Source organism: Pseudomonas sp. CLCA07 (assembly GCF_053615335.1).
This window is the reverse complement of sequence record NZ_CM132131.1, coordinates 3924290-3940208: the sequence shown is the minus strand read 5'-3', so window position 1 is coordinate 3940208 and position 15919 is coordinate 3924290. Positions and strand designations below refer to the sequence as shown.

Sequence of the window (15919 nt, the reverse complement as noted above, 5' to 3'; positions counted from 1 at the left end):
TTTCACACACTGATCGCATTGGTAAACACCAATCGATTGCCGAACGGATCACTGAGGGTCATGTCCTGGCTCCCCCCAGGGCATGGCCTGAATCTGTGGATGCGCGAACTGATACTCCTTGGCCAACAACTGCTGCTGAAACGCTTCCAGTTCATCGGTCTCGAGGGTGCCGGATGAAGGCTGAGTGCCAATATCCGACATACAAATCCTCGATTTTTGAAGTGCAATAAACACACTGCATCGCAGGCGTTTAAAGACACTCGACGTTACGCGACAACGCCCACAAATCCTTGCGTCGCTGCCTACGACTGCGCCAGAATCCGCCGGCTTGTGCACTCGGGGGCTGCTCGGTAACTTAGATCGCGTCACTGATTCCCAGTGATCGGGTTTAGCAGCCCGGCTAAATTCGCTCCCGGTTGCACAAGTATCATCCAGTCAGGCAGTTGCCTGCGCTTGATGGTGGCTGTGCGCATGGCACCTTCGGGTGCGCCGGGTTGGGAGCTACCGGTCTGCTAACTTGCGCATAGCCGCCACCCATTCGTTTAGCAGCGAGATGGATGCGGCCTTATTAGGTACGCTCCCATGGTCAAAGTTACGCCAAACCCACCGGACACCGATCCGGCATCCCCCTACGAAACACCGGAATCAAAGAAATTCCACGAAGCCGCCGAGCGCGCCCTCAATCACTATCTGGGCCCTCCGGCCTCCCACATCATGACAAAGCCCTACCAACCCAACCGCCTCTACATGGCCAACCCGGCGTCCGGCACCGAACCCTTGCTGACCGACGCCTGCGAAACCCTGGGCTCAGCCACCGTCATGCTCAATGACTTCGCCGCCTTGCTCGAAGGCTCGCACCGCAAAACCGTGCAAGGTATCGCCCAAGTGGTCATGGTGGCGGAAATGGCGGTCAATCAAGTGCTGGATAAATTAGTGCCCACTGAGTGATCAATGCGGTGACCCAGCCACTTGCCACATTGGCCTCTGATCCATGAACGAAAAAGCCCGCTGCCAAACCAAAAGGGTTTGGCAGCGGGCTTCTTTGTGCGCCTTACAACATTTGCGCTCAGAGGCTGATCGCGTTGGTGAACACCAACCGATTGCCGAACGGGTCTGCAATGGTCATGTCCTGGCTCCCCCAGGGCATGGCCTGAATCTGTGGATGCGCGAACTGATATTCCTTGGCCAGCAACTGCTGCTGAAACGCCTCCAGTTCATCCGTCTCGATCCGCAGTGCCGAACCCGGCGTGCTATCGCCGTGGTGTTCGGACAGGTGCAGCACGCATTCACCACGGGAAACTTGCAGGTACAGCGGGAAATTCGCTTCGAAGCGATGCTGCCAGTCGATCTTGAAACCCAGGAAGTCAACGTAGAATTCCAACGCCTTGGCTTCATCGAAAATCCGCAGGATCGGGGTGGTTTTACCGAAGCTCATGCAGTTACTCCCTGACTGAAAAGACACCCATTGTAGCTGGGCCGATTGTCAGCGCTTCGGCTTGGTGGTGGATTTCTTTAATTGTAATGTGCCACTAGTGTGACAAACCACTAATAAAGCTTACTGAAATCCGTCACGCAGATCCCCTTCCCGCGCCAGAAACCGCCCTTCCCGTCTACCATTTGCCTAACCCTCGCTGTAACTCAACACGCCGTTGACCCACACACCGTCAATCCCTTCCGCAGCCCGTTGCGGATCGTTGAAGTCCGCCACGTCGCGAATGGTCACTGGATTGAACAACACCAGATCAGCCCAATGCCCTTCACGGATTTCGCCGCGCTCCTTCAAGCCAAAGCGCGCTGCCGACAACCCGGTCATTTTGTGTACCGCCGTGTGCAGCGCAAACAGCCCGACATCGCGACTGAAGTGGCCAAGCACCCGTGGGAAAGCGCCCCACAAGCGCGGATGCGGGAACGGGTCTTCCGGTAATCCGTCTGAGCCGACCATGGACAGCGGATGCGCGAGGATTCTTCGTACATCGGCCTCGTCCATTCCGTAATACACCGCGCCAGCCGGTTGTAGTTGTCGGGCGGCGTCGAGCAACGGCACGCCCCACTCGGCGGCGATGTCCATCAGGTCGCGACCGCTCATCTGCGGGTGCGGCGTGGACCAGGTGATGGTAATGCGATGAACGTCGGTGACTTGCTTGAGGTCGAGCGTCGAAGAGCTCGCCGCGTAGGGGTAACAATCGCAGCCCACCGGATGGGTTTTCGCCGCGTGTTCAAGGGACGCCAGCAGTTGCGGACTGCGTCCCCAGTTACCGGCACCCGCGCATTTGAGGTGGGAAATGATTACCGGGGATTTCGCATGACGACCGATCTGAAAAGCCTCGTCCATCGCCTCCAGCACCGGTTCGAACTCGCTGCGCAAATGGGTGGTGTACACCGCGCCGAATGCCGTCAGCTCTTCAGTCAGTTGCATCACTTCATCGGTGGATGCCGAGAATGCACTGGCGTACGCCAGGCCTGTGGATAACCCCAATGCGCCGGCCTCAAGGCTTTCGCGCAGTTGCTCGCGCATTGCGCTGATTTCGTCCGGCGTGGCGGTGCGAAACAGGTCATCGAGGTGATTGCTGCGCAACGCGGTGTGGCCGACCAGTGCGGCGACGTTCAGTGTGGTGTTAGCCGCCTCAACCGCCGCGCGGTAGTCGCTGAACGTCGGATAAACAAATGCAGCGGCAGTGCCAAGCAGGTTCATCGGGTCCGGCGGATTGCCCTTTAAACTCACCGGCGAAGCACTGATGCCGCAATTGCCGACGATCACCGTGGTCACGCCCTGGCTGAGTTTTGGCAGCATCTCTGGCTGGCGGATCACCACGGTGTCGTCATGGGTGTGCACGTCGATGAAACCCGGCGCCAGCACGCGGCCAGCGGCGTCGACTTCTTCGGTGGCGGTGGCATCGTGCAAGTCTGCGATGCGCTCGATGCGGCCGTTCAGGATCGCCACGTCGGCGGGGTAGCCGGGGCGGTTGCTGCCGTCGATGATCAGGGCGTTGCGAATCAGCGTGTCGTACATCATGTCAGTCTCCCAGCGGCAGGTAATCGTCCACCTGCCGCGTTCAATCTCAGTCGTGATTCACCCGCGCACGTTTCAGCAGTTTCTTGCAGCGCTCCGACAAGTGCAGCACCCGCAGGTGCTTGCCGGCCTTGGCGTAGCGTTCGCGCAGCGCATTCAGCGCAGCAATGGCCGAGTAATCGACGAAGCTCAAATGACGGCAATCCAGCGTCACCAGGGCAGGATCATTGGCTGGGTCGAATTGATTCAGGAAGGGTGTCGTCGAGGCAAAGAATAGCGTGCCATGCACCCGATAGTGCTTGCTGCCGTCGGTTTCCAGATGACTGTCGGCGTAAAGCTGCCGGGCCTGCTGCCAGGCAAAGTTGAGCGTCGCGATGATGATTCCGCACAGCACCGCAGTGGCCAGATCGGTGAACACGGTAATCACCGTCACGGCAATGATCACCAACACGTCGTTCAAAGGCACTTTGTTCAATACCCGAAGCGAGGCCCAGGCGAATGTTTGCTGTGACACCACAAACATCACCCCGACCAGCGCCGCCAGCGGGATGCGCTCAATCAGCGGCGAAATAAACAGAATGAACAACAGAATCATCACCCCGGCCACCACCCCGGACAACCGTCCGCGCCCACCGGAACTAAGGTTTATCATCGTCTGACCGATCATCGCGCAACCGCCCATGCCGCCGAACACGCCAGAGACCATATTTGCTGCACCCAGCGCCACGCATTCGCGATCCGGGAAGCCACGGCTCTCGGTGATTTCGTCGGTCAGGTTCAGGGTCAGCAAGGTCTCCAGCAGGCCGACCAGCGCCATCAAAATCGCGTAAGGAGCAATGATGCGCAGGGTTTCGAGACTCCAGGGAATGTCTGGCAATGCAAAGGTCGGCAAGCCACCGGCAATGTGCGCCATATCGCCTAATGTACGTGTCGGCAAGCCCAGCAGATACACCGCCAGGCCTATGCCCAGAATCGCCACCAGTGCCGGCGGCACGGCACGCGTCAAGCGCGGTAGCAGGTAAACAATGGCCATGGTGACAGCCACCAGCCCCGTCATCATGTACAGCGGTGTACCACTGAGCCAGGTGTCACCGCTCTTGAAATGCTCCAACTGCGCCAAGGCGATGATGATCGCCAGGCCGTTGACGAAACCGAGCATCACCGGATGCGGGACCATGCGCACCAGCTTGCCCAGCTTGAGCAAGCCGAACGCCAGCATGATCAACCCGCCGAGCAACACGGTCGCCAGCAAATACTGCACACCGTGTTGCACCACCAGCGCGACGATCACCACGGCCATCGAACCGGCAGCGCCCGACACCATGCCCGGCCGCCCGCCGAACAGCGCGGTCAGGGTGCAAATGATGAACGCCCCGTAAAGCCCCATCAGCGGATTGAGGTGGGCCACTAGCGCGAAGGCGATGCATTCGGGCAGCAGGGCAAAAGAGGTCGTGAGCCCGGCCAGGACATCGGCGCGTAGGCGTTTTGGTTTCATGGGGGGATCGCACGCAGGTAGTAGCAGGAAAAGAGGTGCGGATGTTACGGAATTGAGGGCAGCCCGGCCAGTTGTCGAGCTGCTTAATACGCCATCGCGGGCAAGCCACGCTCCCACAGGGGATTTGTGAACGACGCAAATCCCCTGTGGGAGCGTGGCTTGCCCGCGATGGCCGCGATGCGGTTTAAAGCGAACTCAAACCATCTCGTCCCGAATCCATTCAATCACCGACACCCGCTTCGGCGCCCAACCCAGCAATTCACGCGCCTTTTTCCCGCGCACCCGACTGTTGGAACCCAAACCATAGTTGGCCATTTCATACCCCCACTCGGCTTCGGCGTCTTTCAACGGCCAGTCTTGCGGCACGCCCAACGCCAGCGCTTGAGCAATGGCAGTGGTCATGTCGATGAACGACGCTTCACCGCTTTCGACGAAATAGAACGTGCCCGGTACGTTTTTGGTCAGCGCCAGCAGGTACAGGGACACCACGTCTTCGATATGCACGTTGGACCAGATGTTCTGCCCCGGGCCAACATGCCGGACCACGCCACTTTTACGTGCCTGCTTGAGCAAGCGGGGCAGTTGCACGCTGTCGCGGTTGACGCCGAGGCTGTGGCCGTAGATCAGGGTGTTGCAGATCACGGCCGAGTTCACGCCGTCGTTCGCAGCAGCGAGAATCAGGTTGTCGATGGCCACTCGAGCGGCCTTGTCGACCGTCGGTTCCGGTAGCTTGTCTTCGAAGTAGATGACCTCGCTGGACTGACCACCGGATGCATCGCCGACGATGCTCGAACCGCTGGTGTGCAGGAACACTTTGTTGGATCCGCGCAACGCGTCGAGCAAGGCTTGCACCGCGCCACGATGGTCGCTGCTGGCGGCGTTGATTACGGCGTCGGCAGCGCGGGCCTGTTCGGCGAGCAGTGCGCTGTCGTCAAGCGTGCCGATCACCGGGGTAACGCCCAACGCGCTCAGTTCATTGGCTTGTTCCTCGCTGCGAACGAGGCCGGTGACCTTGTGACCAGCCCGGATCAGGCCGGAGGCAATGGAGCCGCCGATAAAACCGGCGGCGCCGGTGACGAATACGTTCATGGAGAAATTCCCTGCGTGAATAAGTGATGCAACGAGTATCGAGGAGTGATCACTGACGAAAAATCCCCTCTGACCCAATTCACTCTTGCGCAGGGATCACGAATCAGCCCTTGAAGTCTATATTCGCATAAGCCGCCAACTTGCTCTGAATGAAGTCCAGAAAGCACTGAATCCGCAGGGCCAGCTGCGAGTTACGGTAGTACACCGCGTTGATCGGCTGGCGATAACCGGTATTGAAATCCGCCAGCAGCACCTGCAAACGGCCGGCACGGATGTCGTCGATCGTCATGTAGTGCGACAGGCAGGCAATGCCCTGGCCTTCCAGCGCCAAGTGCCGGATGGTCTCGCCGCTGGAGGCATTGATCGACGCTTGAATCGGCCAGCGATCACCGTGCACATAACGCAACGGCCATTGGTTCAGGCCTTCGTTATGGGTGAATCCCAGCAATGCGTGCTCACTTAAATCCGCAACTGCCTGCGGCGTACCGTGTTGCTCAAGGTAGGCCGGGCTGGCGACGATGTGCAGCGGGCTGCAACCCAAAGAGCGTGCATGCAGGGTCGAGTCGGAGAGCGTGCCAATGCGGATGGCGATGTCGGTGCTTTGCTCCAGCAGGTCGATTATCAAATCGTTGCTGTTTAGTTCCAGCTGGATGTCCGGGTAAAACCTGCGGAATTCGTCGATGTACGGCACGATGGCGTGCAGCATGAACGGTGAAGCGGCGTTGATCCGCAAGCGCCCGGACGGGGTTTGCTGGCGTGAGTTCAGGCGTTCTTCGAGTTCATCCATCTGATCGAGAATCCGCTTGGCGTGCTCGAAGAAGTACTTGCCCTCCTCGGTCAGGTCCATGCGCCGCGTGGTGCGGTTGATCAGCGTGGTATCGAGTTTCGCTTCCAGTCGTGACAGCGTGCGGCTAACCGCCGAAGGCGTTTGCCCGACCTGTTCGGCCGCAGCGGAAATCGACCCGCACTCAATCACACAGACGAATATCTGCAACTCATCGGATCTGGCTTTCACAACTGCCCCTCATTCAAAAACTGGCTTGATAGTAACTGGATGCGGGGCAAAAGGAACCTCAAGCGGACAGGCCAAACACCTCGGTCAAATGCTGCTCATAACGCACCACATCGGCTTCGATATTCGGGCGTTTCATCACGTCAACGCAGAGGAATGTCGGCAACCCGGTCATGCCGAGGAACTCGTTAGCCTTGTGGAACGGGAAGTACACCGCGTCCACGCCTTTGGCTTCGAAGAAGTCGGTCGGATCGTCGAACGCTTGCTGCGGTGCATTCCAGGTCAGCGACAGCATGTATTGCTTGCCCTGCACCAAACCGCCGCTGCCGTACTTTTGCGACGCATCGGAACGGGTGCGGCCATCACTGGCGTAGAGGCTGCCATGGCCTTCGGTGAAGACTTCGTCGATGTACTTTTTCACGGTCCACGGCGCGCCCATCCACCAGCCCGGCATTTGATAGATGATCACGTCCGCCCAGAGAAATTTGGCGACTTCTTCGGCGACGTCGTACCCCTCGTCGATGAAAGTGGCTTTCACATCGAAGCCGCCGCGGTCCAGCACGCTCAGCGCGGCTTCATGCAGGGTGGTGTTGTAGCGGCCATCAGAATGGGCGAATTTTTTGCCGCCATCGAGCAACAGGACTTTTTTCATGGGAAATCTCGGAAGGTCAGAAACTGGATGGCGGCAGGTTAGCGGCGAGACTCGCGCGGAATAAGCCTCGAATGCACAAAACCCTTTTGACTAATACGCACGAATCTATAGGCGATTGTTGCCATAGACTTGCGCCGATTCTTAACTTGAGGGAATTTCTGATGAGTGAAATGCAAGGCTTCATCCTGCACGCCAAGACCCGCCCGGAAAAATCCGACGCCTTCGAAGCGTTTTTCCGCGGCTATGTGGAAGCCAGCCGCGCCGAGCCCGGTTGCATCGAGTACCACATGCTGCGCGACAAACAGGACCCGACGCTGTTTATCTTTTACGAGATCTGGCAATCCCGGGCCCACCTGGACGTGCACTCGAACTTGCCGCACATGAAGCTGTTCCTCGACCAGCGCGATGAATACCTGGAACAGGACTTCGAAATCCGCACCATCGACATGCTCAGCCCGTCGTCCGCTACCCGCTGATCAGCAAATGGCCGCCAAGCACGCCGAGGCCGATGAAGAACACTCGCTTGAACAGCACCGCGCTGATCCGCTGACGCAGCCATTGGCCCAGCCACATGCCGAGCACTGCCGGGATCAGCGCCAGCAACGACGCGCTCAACTCGCCACCGCCCAGGGTGTCGCGCCACCACAGGCCGGCGGCCAGCGCCAGGGTCGAAACGGTGAACGACAAGCCCAGCGCCTGCACGAGTTCGTCCTTGCTCAAACCAAGCGCTTGCAGATAAGGCACCGCCGGAATGACGAAGACGCCGGTTGCCGATGTGATGACCCCTGTCAGCACGCCGCACAGCGGACCAAGCCAGCGTTCGGTGCGACTGCCGACACGCAAGGTCGGCAGGAGCAATCCGCTCAACGCATAGAGCAACAGCGCCGCGCCCAACGCCCGCACGACCCAATGCCCTCCCACCATGCCGATCCACAACGTGCCGGCGCCTGTGCCGATGACGATCACCAGCAGCATTGGCCATAGACGTTTGATCAACCCGCGCAGGTGCCCGCCGAATGCCAGTTGCCAGACATTCGTGAGGGTCGCGGGGATGATCAACAGCGCGGCAGCCTGCGACGGGGCCATAGCCAGACCGAGTAGCCCCATTGCGATGGTTGGCAAGCCGAGGCCGATGATGCCTTTGATCATGCCGGCCAGGAGGAAGGTGGCGATGACCAGCAAAGAAAGGGCTAGCCCGAGGTTTTGATAGAACGCGGCGAGTGTATTCATGGGGCTATCCTGAGCCCGGACGAGTCAGTTGAAAATCTGCCATATACTGAGGCAGCCTCTTGCTGATCAATAGGCTTACAAATTAGTCGCGGCCACTGGCCTCTTCGCGGGCAAGTCGGATCGCCGCACCGCCGCTCCTACAGTGGATCGCATTTCTTCAATGAGAACCCGGTCACCTGTAGGAGCGGGCTTGCCCGCGAAGGCGCCCTTCCAGACAACACAGATAAAGAGGTTGCCAATGCACTTCGACCTGACCGACCTGCGCCTCTACCTGAACATCCTCGACAGCGGCAACATCACCGCCGGTGCTGCGCGCAGTCATCTGTCCCTGGCGGCGGCGAGCGCGAGAATTCGTGCCATGGAGGCGTCGTTGGGCATCGAATTTCTGGAGCGAGGCCGTCGCGGTGTCACGCCCACTCCGGCCGGCAAAGCCCTTGCAAAACACGCCCGATCCCTGCTGCAACAAGCGGAACACATGCAACAGGACTTGGCCGAATACGCCAAAGGCGTCAAAGGCCAGGTGCGGTTGTTGTGCAACACCACGGCAATCACCGAATACCTGCCGGAGTTGCTCGCGGACTTCTTGCGCGATCATCCGAATCTCGACATCGACCTTCAAGAATTGCCCAGTGCCCGCATCACCCATGCGTTGCGTCACGGCGCGGCTGACCTGGGTATCGTCTCCGACGCGGTGGACACCGATGACCTGCAGACATGTCCGTTTCGCGACGATCCACTGGTACTGATTCTGCCCCTCGATCACCCATTGGCGGACAGTGCATCACTGAGTTTCGGCGACACCCTGCACCACGATTACGTAGGACTGAACGCTAACAGCGCTCTGGCCGTGTACCTGGAAGAACAGGCGCTGCACATCGGTTCACGCCTGCAGATCCGCATCCGTGCCGACGGTTTCGATGGTCTGATGCGCATGGTTGCGCGCGGTGCCGGGCTGGCCATCGTGCCGCAGGCGGCTATCCAGCGGTGGCCGGTGGATCAACCGTTCAAAAGCTTCGCGCTGAAAGAAGATTGGGCCCAGCGAAAACTGCTGGTGTGCGCTCGCTCATTCGACAACCTGCCCGGCTATGCCAGAGCCTTGCTGGAAGCCCTGCACACGGAGTAAAGGCGTTACCGGGCAGAGGTTGTCAATAACCACCACCCGACAATGTACGTCTCTGATTCAAACCTTTGACAGCGGGTCCAACGCCCCGGTCGCCTTGGGCTTTCTGAAGAAGAGACCGTAGACCAGCGAAAGCACCAGCAGAAACGGCACACCAAACACCAAGGTCATTTTGAAGGCTTCGGTGAAGTACGTGGTGACCATCACCGCGCCCATCAACACCAGCCCCAACAAAGTGCTGAAGGGAAACAGGCGCATGCGAAAGGACAGTTTCCGGTTGCCGTTGCGTTCGTGATAGCGACGGAAACAGTAATGAGTCAGGAAAATCATGAACCAAGTGAAGATGGCGCCGAACATGGAGATCGCCATCATCAAGGTGAACGAGCTTTCCGGGTACAGAATATTCAGCAGCGTGGCTAACGCAATACCCGAACTCGACAGCAGCAAGGCATTGAGCGGGATGCCGGTCTTGCTCAATACACCCATGGATTTGGGTGCGTAACCGCCCCGGGACAGGCTGAACATCATCCGCGTGGTGATGTACAACTGGCTGTTCATCGCCGACAGCGCCGCGATCAGAATCACGAAGTTCATCACCCCGGTGGCGCCGGGAATGCCGATGGCTTGCATGACGGTAACGAATGGGCTCTGGGCGTGACCGGCCTGGACCCACGGCACAATCGCCAGCATCAATGCCAGGGTCAGCAGGTAGAACACCACCAGCCGCACGATGGTCGCGCGAAAGGCCTTCTTCACCGCTTGCTCCGGGTCCTTCGCCTCACCGGCGGCCACCGCGATCATTTCCACACTCAGGTAGCTGAAGATCGACACGATCACCGCAACCCACATCCCTTGCAGGCCGTTTGGGAAAAAGCCGCCGTGTGCGGTGTAATTGTGCACGCCGTAATCGGGATTACCGGAGCCGAACACCACGTAGACCGCAAGGATAATGAAGCCGACGATGGCGCCGATCTTGATGGTCGAGAACCAGTACTCGAAGGTGCCGAAGGCCTTCACGCTGATGGCATTGAGGATGATCAGGACACTGGAGAACGAGACGATCCATATCCACTCCGGCACGTTGGCGAACCAGTACTTCATGTACATCGCCACCGCCGTCACTTCCGTGCCGACTGCCAGCACAATGGCCGCCCAATAAGCGTAGCGCACCAAAAACCCGGCCAACGGGTTGACATAGAATTCGGCATAGGCACCGAATGAACCCGAGGTCGAATGGGCCACGGTCATTTCCGCCAGGCAGCCCATCAACAGCAGGGTGATGATCGCACCAATGGCGTAGCTGAGCAGCACGCTCGGCCCGGCATAGCCGATGGCGTAGGCACTGCCCATGAACAGCCCGGTGCCAATCGCACCACCAATGGCGATCATGCTCATCTGCCCCGACGTCAGTTGACGCCGCAGGCCGTGTTCACGGTTGGATATCGTTTCAAAACCGGTGTGATCGGTCATTTGTCTGTCCTCTGAATATTGTCTTTCTTGAAGAGAGCACGTTGTTGGAAGAGTTCGTGGGTATCAGCCACGCATAGCAGGACACGAATCAGAAAATATTCAGCGGATACTCGACGATCACCCGCACCTCGTTGTTGTCGGTCGTGTCGGCACGGGCGACCTGAGCGGTTGAGCGCACACTGGCCTGCCGCACGCGCACCGACAGGTCTTGGGCCTTGCCCGATTGCACGACGTAACGCGCTTCAATGTCGCGTTCCCATTGTTTGCCGTCATCGCCGTAACGTCCGTAGGCGCCATTGGGGCCGCCGTTGTAATGGCTGTCATCGATGTGGTCACCTTTGACGTAACGCGACATGAAGCTCAAGCCCGGTACACCGAACGGCGCCATGTCAAGGTCATAACGCAGTTGCCAGGAACGTTCGTTGGGGGCGTTGAAGTCGAGGACTTGAATGGAGTTGGCGAGGAAAATCGAAGTGCCCGGTTGCTGATCGAAACCCAGGTAATCGAACGGTTCATTGCCATCGACCCGTTGGTACGCCAGGGTCACCCGATGGGCGCCGACCTTGTAGGCACCAGACATCGACCACGTGGTGTTGTCGATTCTGCCGGCCAGACTCTGGCCCGCGTCGTTGGTGCGGTAAATGTTGAAGTCCAGGTTCAGCGACTGGTTTGGCGTCAACGCGTAGGTGTAGTTGGCGTTGGCGTAGTACTGCCGCCAAATGTCCGTGAATTGAGAACCGAACAGGCTAAGGCTCAGTTGATCACTGACGGCATAACTGCCCCCCAGGTAATCGACGCTACGGGTTTCCACTCCGGCATACAGCGCTTTGAGCGGGCCATCGGAGTTGGTCGAGTTACTGTCGTTGCCGGAGGTGAAGTGGCCGATGTCCAGTTGCAGTGCCTTGAGCTCATTACTGGTCAACTGAAAGCCATTGGCCACGCTGGTGAACAGTCGCGCATTGCCCGTGCCGAACACCGGGTTGAACGGGGTCAGGTTGCCGTACTTGAGCTCGGTCCTGGATATCCTGGCCTTAAGCGCACCACCCGCTTCGGAATACTCGTCTTCCGGGCGGCCATCGGAATCGACCGGCAGCAAACCGGTGCCGGTTTGCCCCTTGCCGCTGTTGAGTTTTAGGCCCAACTGCGCGTAGGCATCGATCCCGAAACCCACCGTGCCCTGGGTGTAACCAGAGCGGTAATCAAGCATGAACCCATGGGCCCATTCGTTCCGATAATTCTGACCTCCCGGGTTGTTGAGGTTGTTGCGGTAGAAAGAGAAGTTACGGTTCGTCAGGACCAGGCTGCTGTCTTCGACGAATCCGTTGTCGGACGCGGCGTAGGCCATTTGGCCCAGACAGGTAATGGCGAGCGGCAAGGCGGGACAGAGGGACAGTTTCATTCTGCGTGTTCCTTATTATTGTGTTTGCACGGAACTCTTTATCGGGGCGACCGAAGCTGTGCGGCCAGGAAAACCCGGCAGCCAGACAACGAGGCGTTGAGTGATTCAGGTGACGCTTTGGCGAACCTGGAACTGTCCCTGCGACCAGGTTTTTTCATCGAGAATCTCACCGAGGATCTGCACCGCATCCCAGACCTCTGTGAAGCTCGTGTACAGCGGGGTGAAACCGAAACGCATGATGTGCGGCTCGCGGTAGTCGCCGATCACGCCGCGGGCGATCAGGGCCTGGATCACCGCATAACCTTCGGCGTGCTCGAAGCTGACATGACTGCCCCGTTGGGCGTGTTCACGCGGGGTGACCAAGGTCAGATCGTGGTCAGCGCAACGCTGCTCGACGAGCTCGATGAACAGGTCCGTCAAGGCCAGGGATTTGCGGCGCAGGCTGGCCATGTCGGTTTGGGCAAAAACATCCAGACCGCATTCGACCATGGCCAATGAAGTGATCGGTTGCGTGCCGCACAGGTAGCGAGCGATGCCGTTGCTCGGCTCGTAGCCCGACTCCATGGCGAACTGCCGTGAGTGGCCGAACCAGCCGGACAACGGTTGCGCCACCAGATTGCACAAATCAGGCGATACCCAGACAAACGCTTGCGAGCCGGGGCCGCCATTGAGGTATTTGTAGGTGCAGCCGATGGCGTAGTCGGCGCGCGCCTGATGCAGGTCGACCGGTACCGCGCCGGCCGAATGCGCCAGATCCCAAATGGTCAACGCACCACATTCATGACTCAGCGCAGTCAGCGCCTGCATGTCGTGCATGTAGCCGGTCTTGTAGTTGACGTGGGTGAGCATCACCACAGCCGTGTCCTGATCAATCGCCTGCGGCAACTCCTGCGGAGCGTTGACCAGGCGCAGGGTGTAACCCTGCTGCAGCAGGTCTGCCAGACCTTGGGCGATGTACAGATCAGTGGGGAAGTTGCTGGCTTCACTGACGATCACCCGCCGTTCAGGCACCCGGGTGGCCTGCACCTTCAACGCGGCGCTGAGCACTTTGAACAGGTTGATCGAGGTGGTATCGGTCACCACGACTTCACCGTCACGCGCACCAATCAGCGGCGCCAACCGATTACCCAGACGCTGCGACAGATCGCGCCAGCCGGCGCTATTCCAACTGCGAATCAGGCCATTGCCCCATTCCTCGGCGATCACCGCCTGAGCCCGCGCCAATGCGGCAACTGGCCGCGCACCCAGGGAGTTGCCATCGAGGTAAATCACGCCTTCGGGGAGCGCAAACTGCTGACGCAGGGGAGCCAAAGCGTCTTGAGCATCAAGCGTCAGGCAATCGTTTCTTGTAGTCATGGAGTGTCCTGCTTTTGTTATGGCGCGTGGGCCGGACCGTTCGTAAAAATCGGCTCGAATCTGTGGGAGGCACGTCGTGTTTTTCAGGCGCTACGGGTGCCTTTCGATGGAGAGATAATGAACGAAGATTTGGAGAATTTTCGTGCAAAGTAAGCGGCCATAGCGTAGTAATCTCGCAGATAATTCGAATTAACCCCCAATAAACGCGGATTTATTCAAACCATGAATCTCGACTCGACAGACCTGCGAATCCTGCATCAACTGCAAATGGATGGACGCATCAGCAACCAGGAATTGGCGGAGAAAGTTGCTCTGTCGCCGTCGGCCTGTTTACGCCGATTGCGACTGCTGGAAAGTGAGGGGATCATCACCGGCTATCGCGCGGTGTTAAATGCCGAGCGGCTGGGCATCGAGTTGGAGGCCTTCGTTCATGTGTCATTGCGACAGGACGTCGAGGACTGGCACGAGACCTTTATCAAGAAGGTGCAGCAGTGGCCTGAAGTGGTCTCCGCGTACGTGATTACCGGGGCGAGCAACTATGTGTTGCGAGTGCAGGCACGTAACCTCAAACACTTCTCCGATTTCATCGTCAACCACCTGAATCGCACGGCCGGCGTCACCGATATCCGCTCGGAAATCGTGTTGCAGAAAATCAAGGAGCGAGAGGAGTTGCTCGATCTGGTGGCGCGCAAGTAAGGCAGGCGCGCCGCTTCAGAAGCCCTGCATGCGCCGGGCTTCGTTGCGCTGCAAGGTCATGCTCGGGGTTTCGTCGAACAGCTTGCGGTACTCGGCGGAGAATCGCCCCAAGTGAGTGAAGCCCCAGCCCATGGCGACCCCAGAAATATTACGCATCGAGCCATGTTCCAGGATCTCCTGGCGCACGGCGTTCAGGCGGTATTTTTTCAGGTAGGCCATCGGTGACAAGGCGAAGTACTTCTTGAATGCCTCGAACAGTTTGAAGCGCGAAACCCCGGCCGCCGCTTCGATGTCTTCCAGGTGCAATGCTTCACGAGCGTTCTCGTGGATGTACTGCCGAGCCCGGATCAAATAGTGGGGCAGCTTTACACCCAACACGTGTCGCAGCTCTTCTGAGTAGTTGTTCGGCTGGGCAAGGATCAAGCCTTTGATCAGAGAACTTTCAAGGTCCCGGGTAAAAGCCACTTGTTCATACAGTGCGCTGCTGCGCTCCAGCTCCCCAATAAAATAACGCGCCATGCGCCACCACGACGCCGACGCCCCGTCGACTGCATCCATGACCGGTTCGAAACGCAATGGCCCATCCAGCGGTCGCTGCAACAGGCTTTCCAAAGACTCGCTCATGGCCACGCGGGTAATCACCACTTGGACTTTGCGGCAATCGCCGGAGATTGCCAGCACCTGGTTTTCATTCGGGGAGATGATTACCCCTTGATCGCGGTCAGACTTGACTACGCTGCCGTCCTTGCTCAACTCTTGCTCGCCCACCAAGGGCAAACTCAGGCTGTAACTGCTGAAGTGCTCGGCGTCTTCGATGTCGATGGTGACATCGGTGCCGTATTCAATGGTGCCAAGGGTCGTGGCCATCGACTTGAACATATTGGCGTTGTGATGAAAGCGGATACGTTCGGGTGTCGTGGTCACGAGGCGATGCGGTCCGCAGATACCGGACATCCAGCTTCTCGCGGCCTCAAGGTCGTCGCTGTCGACACGAATGTCGCGAAACTGCGGATCATCTTTGCTGGTCATCACGGCACACTCACGCAAGGGTGTTTCAGCGCGCTCTGACGGCGCGTATCCGGCTGGTACGGAGCAACTTCCAAGCCACAAAACGCCAAGGCCCACTCAGCGGATAGAGATTCCCCACTAAGCGGATAACGGCTCCCTGCGAAGCTGGAAAAACCTGTCAAACCGCATTCGACGTCTTACAAAACTTTAACTGATTGCTGCATTCAGGTGCGGCCGTTTATCGCATGGGCAGGATTTGAGTAATCCCTGCCCAGCCGGTTGTTACCTCCCCCCCAAATTAATGGACTGCCTTCACCTACTAACCGGATAGACCCCTGCCCGCCTGACTCTCTCTAATGAGCACACCGATTAGCCCGAATAA

Annotated in this window: 14 protein-coding genes and 2 pseudogenes; 4 read left to right on the top strand and 12 right to left on the bottom strand. The window is 58.6% G+C overall.

The features are described from left to right. Positions 1–2 precede the first annotated feature (2 nt). Positions 3–168 (bottom strand): annotated as a pseudogene (locus ACWGZX_RS18090) (glyoxalase superfamily protein); the annotation flags it as partial. Positions 169–582: 414 nt separating this feature from the next. Here ACWGZX_RS18090 and ACWGZX_RS18085 point away from each other — a divergent pair. Then, the gene (locus tag ACWGZX_RS18085) at positions 583–948 is read left to right on the top strand and encodes a DUF6124 family protein (RefSeq protein WP_452624855.1); all 366 of its coding nucleotides are present in this window, start codon (positions 583–585) and stop codon (positions 946–948) included. Between the two features lie 118 nt (positions 949–1066). Here ACWGZX_RS18085 and ACWGZX_RS18080 read toward each other — a convergent pair whose 3' ends face one another. The 6 genes and pseudogenes from ACWGZX_RS18080 to ACWGZX_RS18055 form a co-directional block, all read right to left on the bottom strand. Next, positions 1067–1435 (bottom strand): glyoxalase superfamily protein, encoded by a 369-nt coding sequence (locus tag ACWGZX_RS18080; RefSeq protein ID WP_452624854.1) that lies wholly within the window; start codon positions 1433–1435, stop codon positions 1067–1069. 120 nt (positions 1436–1555) lie between these two features. Beyond that, positions 1556–3013, bottom strand: a pseudogene (locus ACWGZX_RS18075) (N-acyl-D-amino-acid deacylase family protein). A gap of 46 nt (positions 3014–3059) precedes the next feature. Continuing rightward, complete coding sequence (locus ACWGZX_RS18070; protein WP_452624853.1) at positions 3060–4505, bottom strand: SulP family inorganic anion transporter; 1446 nt, start codon at positions 4503–4505, stop codon at positions 3060–3062. Positions 4506–4700: 195 nt separating this feature from the next. Then, positions 4701–5594, bottom strand: coding sequence for an NAD-dependent epimerase/dehydratase family protein (locus ACWGZX_RS18065; protein WP_452624852.1), 894 nt, complete (start codon positions 5592–5594; stop codon positions 4701–4703). 103 nt (positions 5595–5697) lie between these two features. Then, entirely contained in the window at positions 5698–6609 is a 912-nt protein-coding gene (locus ACWGZX_RS18060; protein ID WP_452624851.1) for a LysR substrate-binding domain-containing protein, read from the bottom strand. A 58-nt stretch (positions 6610–6667) separates the two neighbouring features. Next, entirely contained in the window at positions 6668–7258 is a 591-nt protein-coding gene (locus ACWGZX_RS18055; RefSeq protein ID WP_452624850.1) for an NAD(P)H-dependent oxidoreductase, read from the bottom strand. Between the two features lie 161 nt (positions 7259–7419). Here ACWGZX_RS18055 and ACWGZX_RS18050 point away from each other — a divergent pair, with 161 nt between their 5' ends. Continuing rightward, positions 7420–7734 carry a putative quinol monooxygenase gene (locus tag ACWGZX_RS18050; RefSeq protein ID WP_452624849.1) on the top strand — a complete coding sequence of 105 codons (315 nt, stop codon included), beginning with the start codon at positions 7420–7422 and terminating at the stop codon, positions 7732–7734. On the opposite strand, the gene ACWGZX_RS18045 is transcribed toward ACWGZX_RS18050, so the two are convergent. Further along, positions 7724–8488 carry a sulfite exporter TauE/SafE family protein gene (locus ACWGZX_RS18045; RefSeq protein WP_452624848.1) on the bottom strand — a complete coding sequence of 255 codons (765 nt, stop codon included), beginning with the start codon at positions 8486–8488 and terminating at the stop codon, positions 7724–7726. The genes ACWGZX_RS18050 and ACWGZX_RS18045 overlap by 11 nt on opposite strands. A gap of 238 nt (positions 8489–8726) precedes the next feature. On the opposite strand from ACWGZX_RS18045, the gene ACWGZX_RS18040 reads away from it, so the two are divergent. Next, positions 8727–9611, top strand: coding sequence for a LysR substrate-binding domain-containing protein (locus ACWGZX_RS18040; protein WP_452624847.1), 885 nt, complete (start codon positions 8727–8729; stop codon positions 9609–9611). 57 nt (positions 9612–9668) lie between these two features. Here ACWGZX_RS18040 and ACWGZX_RS18035 read toward each other — a convergent pair whose 3' ends face one another. From ACWGZX_RS18035 to kynU, 3 genes are all read right to left on the bottom strand, one after another. Next, positions 9669–11078, bottom strand: a complete 1410-nt coding sequence (locus ACWGZX_RS18035; RefSeq protein WP_452624846.1) for an amino acid permease — start codon at positions 11076–11078, stop codon at positions 9669–9671. An 88-nt stretch (positions 11079–11166) separates the two neighbouring features. Then, a complete protein-coding gene (locus tag ACWGZX_RS18030; protein WP_452624845.1) occupies positions 11167–12477 on the bottom strand; it encodes an OprD family porin in 1311 nt (436 codons plus the stop codon). 105 nt (positions 12478–12582) lie between these two features. Then, positions 12583–13833, bottom strand: a complete 1251-nt coding sequence (gene kynU / locus ACWGZX_RS18025; RefSeq protein WP_452624844.1) for a kynureninase — start codon at positions 13831–13833, stop codon at positions 12583–12585. Positions 13834–14055: 222 nt separating this feature from the next. Between kynU and ACWGZX_RS18020 the strand changes: the two genes are divergently transcribed. Then, positions 14056–14529 carry an Lrp/AsnC family transcriptional regulator gene (locus ACWGZX_RS18020; RefSeq protein ID WP_452624843.1) on the top strand — a complete coding sequence of 158 codons (474 nt, stop codon included), beginning with the start codon at positions 14056–14058 and terminating at the stop codon, positions 14527–14529. Positions 14530–14544: 15 nt separating this feature from the next. Here ACWGZX_RS18020 and ACWGZX_RS18015 read toward each other — a convergent pair whose 3' ends face one another. Further along, positions 14545–15558 (bottom strand): AraC-like ligand-binding domain-containing protein, encoded by a 1014-nt coding sequence (locus tag ACWGZX_RS18015; protein ID WP_452624842.1) that lies wholly within the window; start codon positions 15556–15558, stop codon positions 14545–14547. Positions 15559–15919: the final 361 nt, after the last annotated feature.

Bases quoted from the DNA above. Each gene is read 5' to 3' on its own strand.
- ACWGZX_RS18065 (WP_452624852.1), bottom strand. From the start codon at position 5,594: ATGAACGTATTCGTCACCGGCGCCGCCGGTTTTATCGGCGGCTCCATT.
- ACWGZX_RS18035 (WP_452624846.1), bottom strand. From the start codon at position 11,078: ATGACCGATCACACCGGTTTTGAAACGATATCCAACCGTGAACACGGC.
- ACWGZX_RS18055 (WP_452624850.1), bottom strand. From the start codon at position 7,258: ATGAAAAAAGTCCTGTTGCTCGATGGCGGCAAAAAATTCGCCCATTCT.
- ACWGZX_RS18085 (WP_452624855.1), top strand. From the start codon at position 583: ATGGTCAAAGTTACGCCAAACCCACCGGACACCGATCCGGCATCCCCC.
- ACWGZX_RS18020 (WP_452624843.1), top strand. From the start codon at position 14,056: ATGAATCTCGACTCGACAGACCTGCGAATCCTGCATCAACTGCAAATG.
- ACWGZX_RS18070 (WP_452624853.1), bottom strand. From the start codon at position 4,505: ATGAAACCAAAACGCCTACGCGCCGATGTCCTGGCCGGGCTCACGACC.
- ACWGZX_RS18030 (WP_452624845.1), bottom strand. From the start codon at position 12,477: ATGAAACTGTCCCTCTGTCCCGCCTTGCCGCTCGCCATTACCTGTCTG.
- ACWGZX_RS18080 (WP_452624854.1), bottom strand. From the start codon at position 1,435: ATGAGCTTCGGTAAAACCACCCCGATCCTGCGGATTTTCGATGAAGCC.
- ACWGZX_RS18045 (WP_452624848.1), bottom strand. From the start codon at position 8,488: ATGAATACACTCGCCGCGTTCTATCAAAACCTCGGGCTAGCCCTTTCT.
- ACWGZX_RS18050 (WP_452624849.1), top strand. From the start codon at position 7,420: ATGAGTGAAATGCAAGGCTTCATCCTGCACGCCAAGACCCGCCCGGAA.
- kynU (WP_452624844.1), bottom strand. From the start codon at position 13,833: ATGACTACAAGAAACGATTGCCTGACGCTTGATGCTCAAGACGCTTTG.
- ACWGZX_RS18015 (WP_452624842.1), bottom strand. From the start codon at position 15,558: ATGACCAGCAAAGATGATCCGCAGTTTCGCGACATTCGTGTCGACAGC.
- ACWGZX_RS18040 (WP_452624847.1), top strand. From the start codon at position 8,727: ATGCACTTCGACCTGACCGACCTGCGCCTCTACCTGAACATCCTCGAC.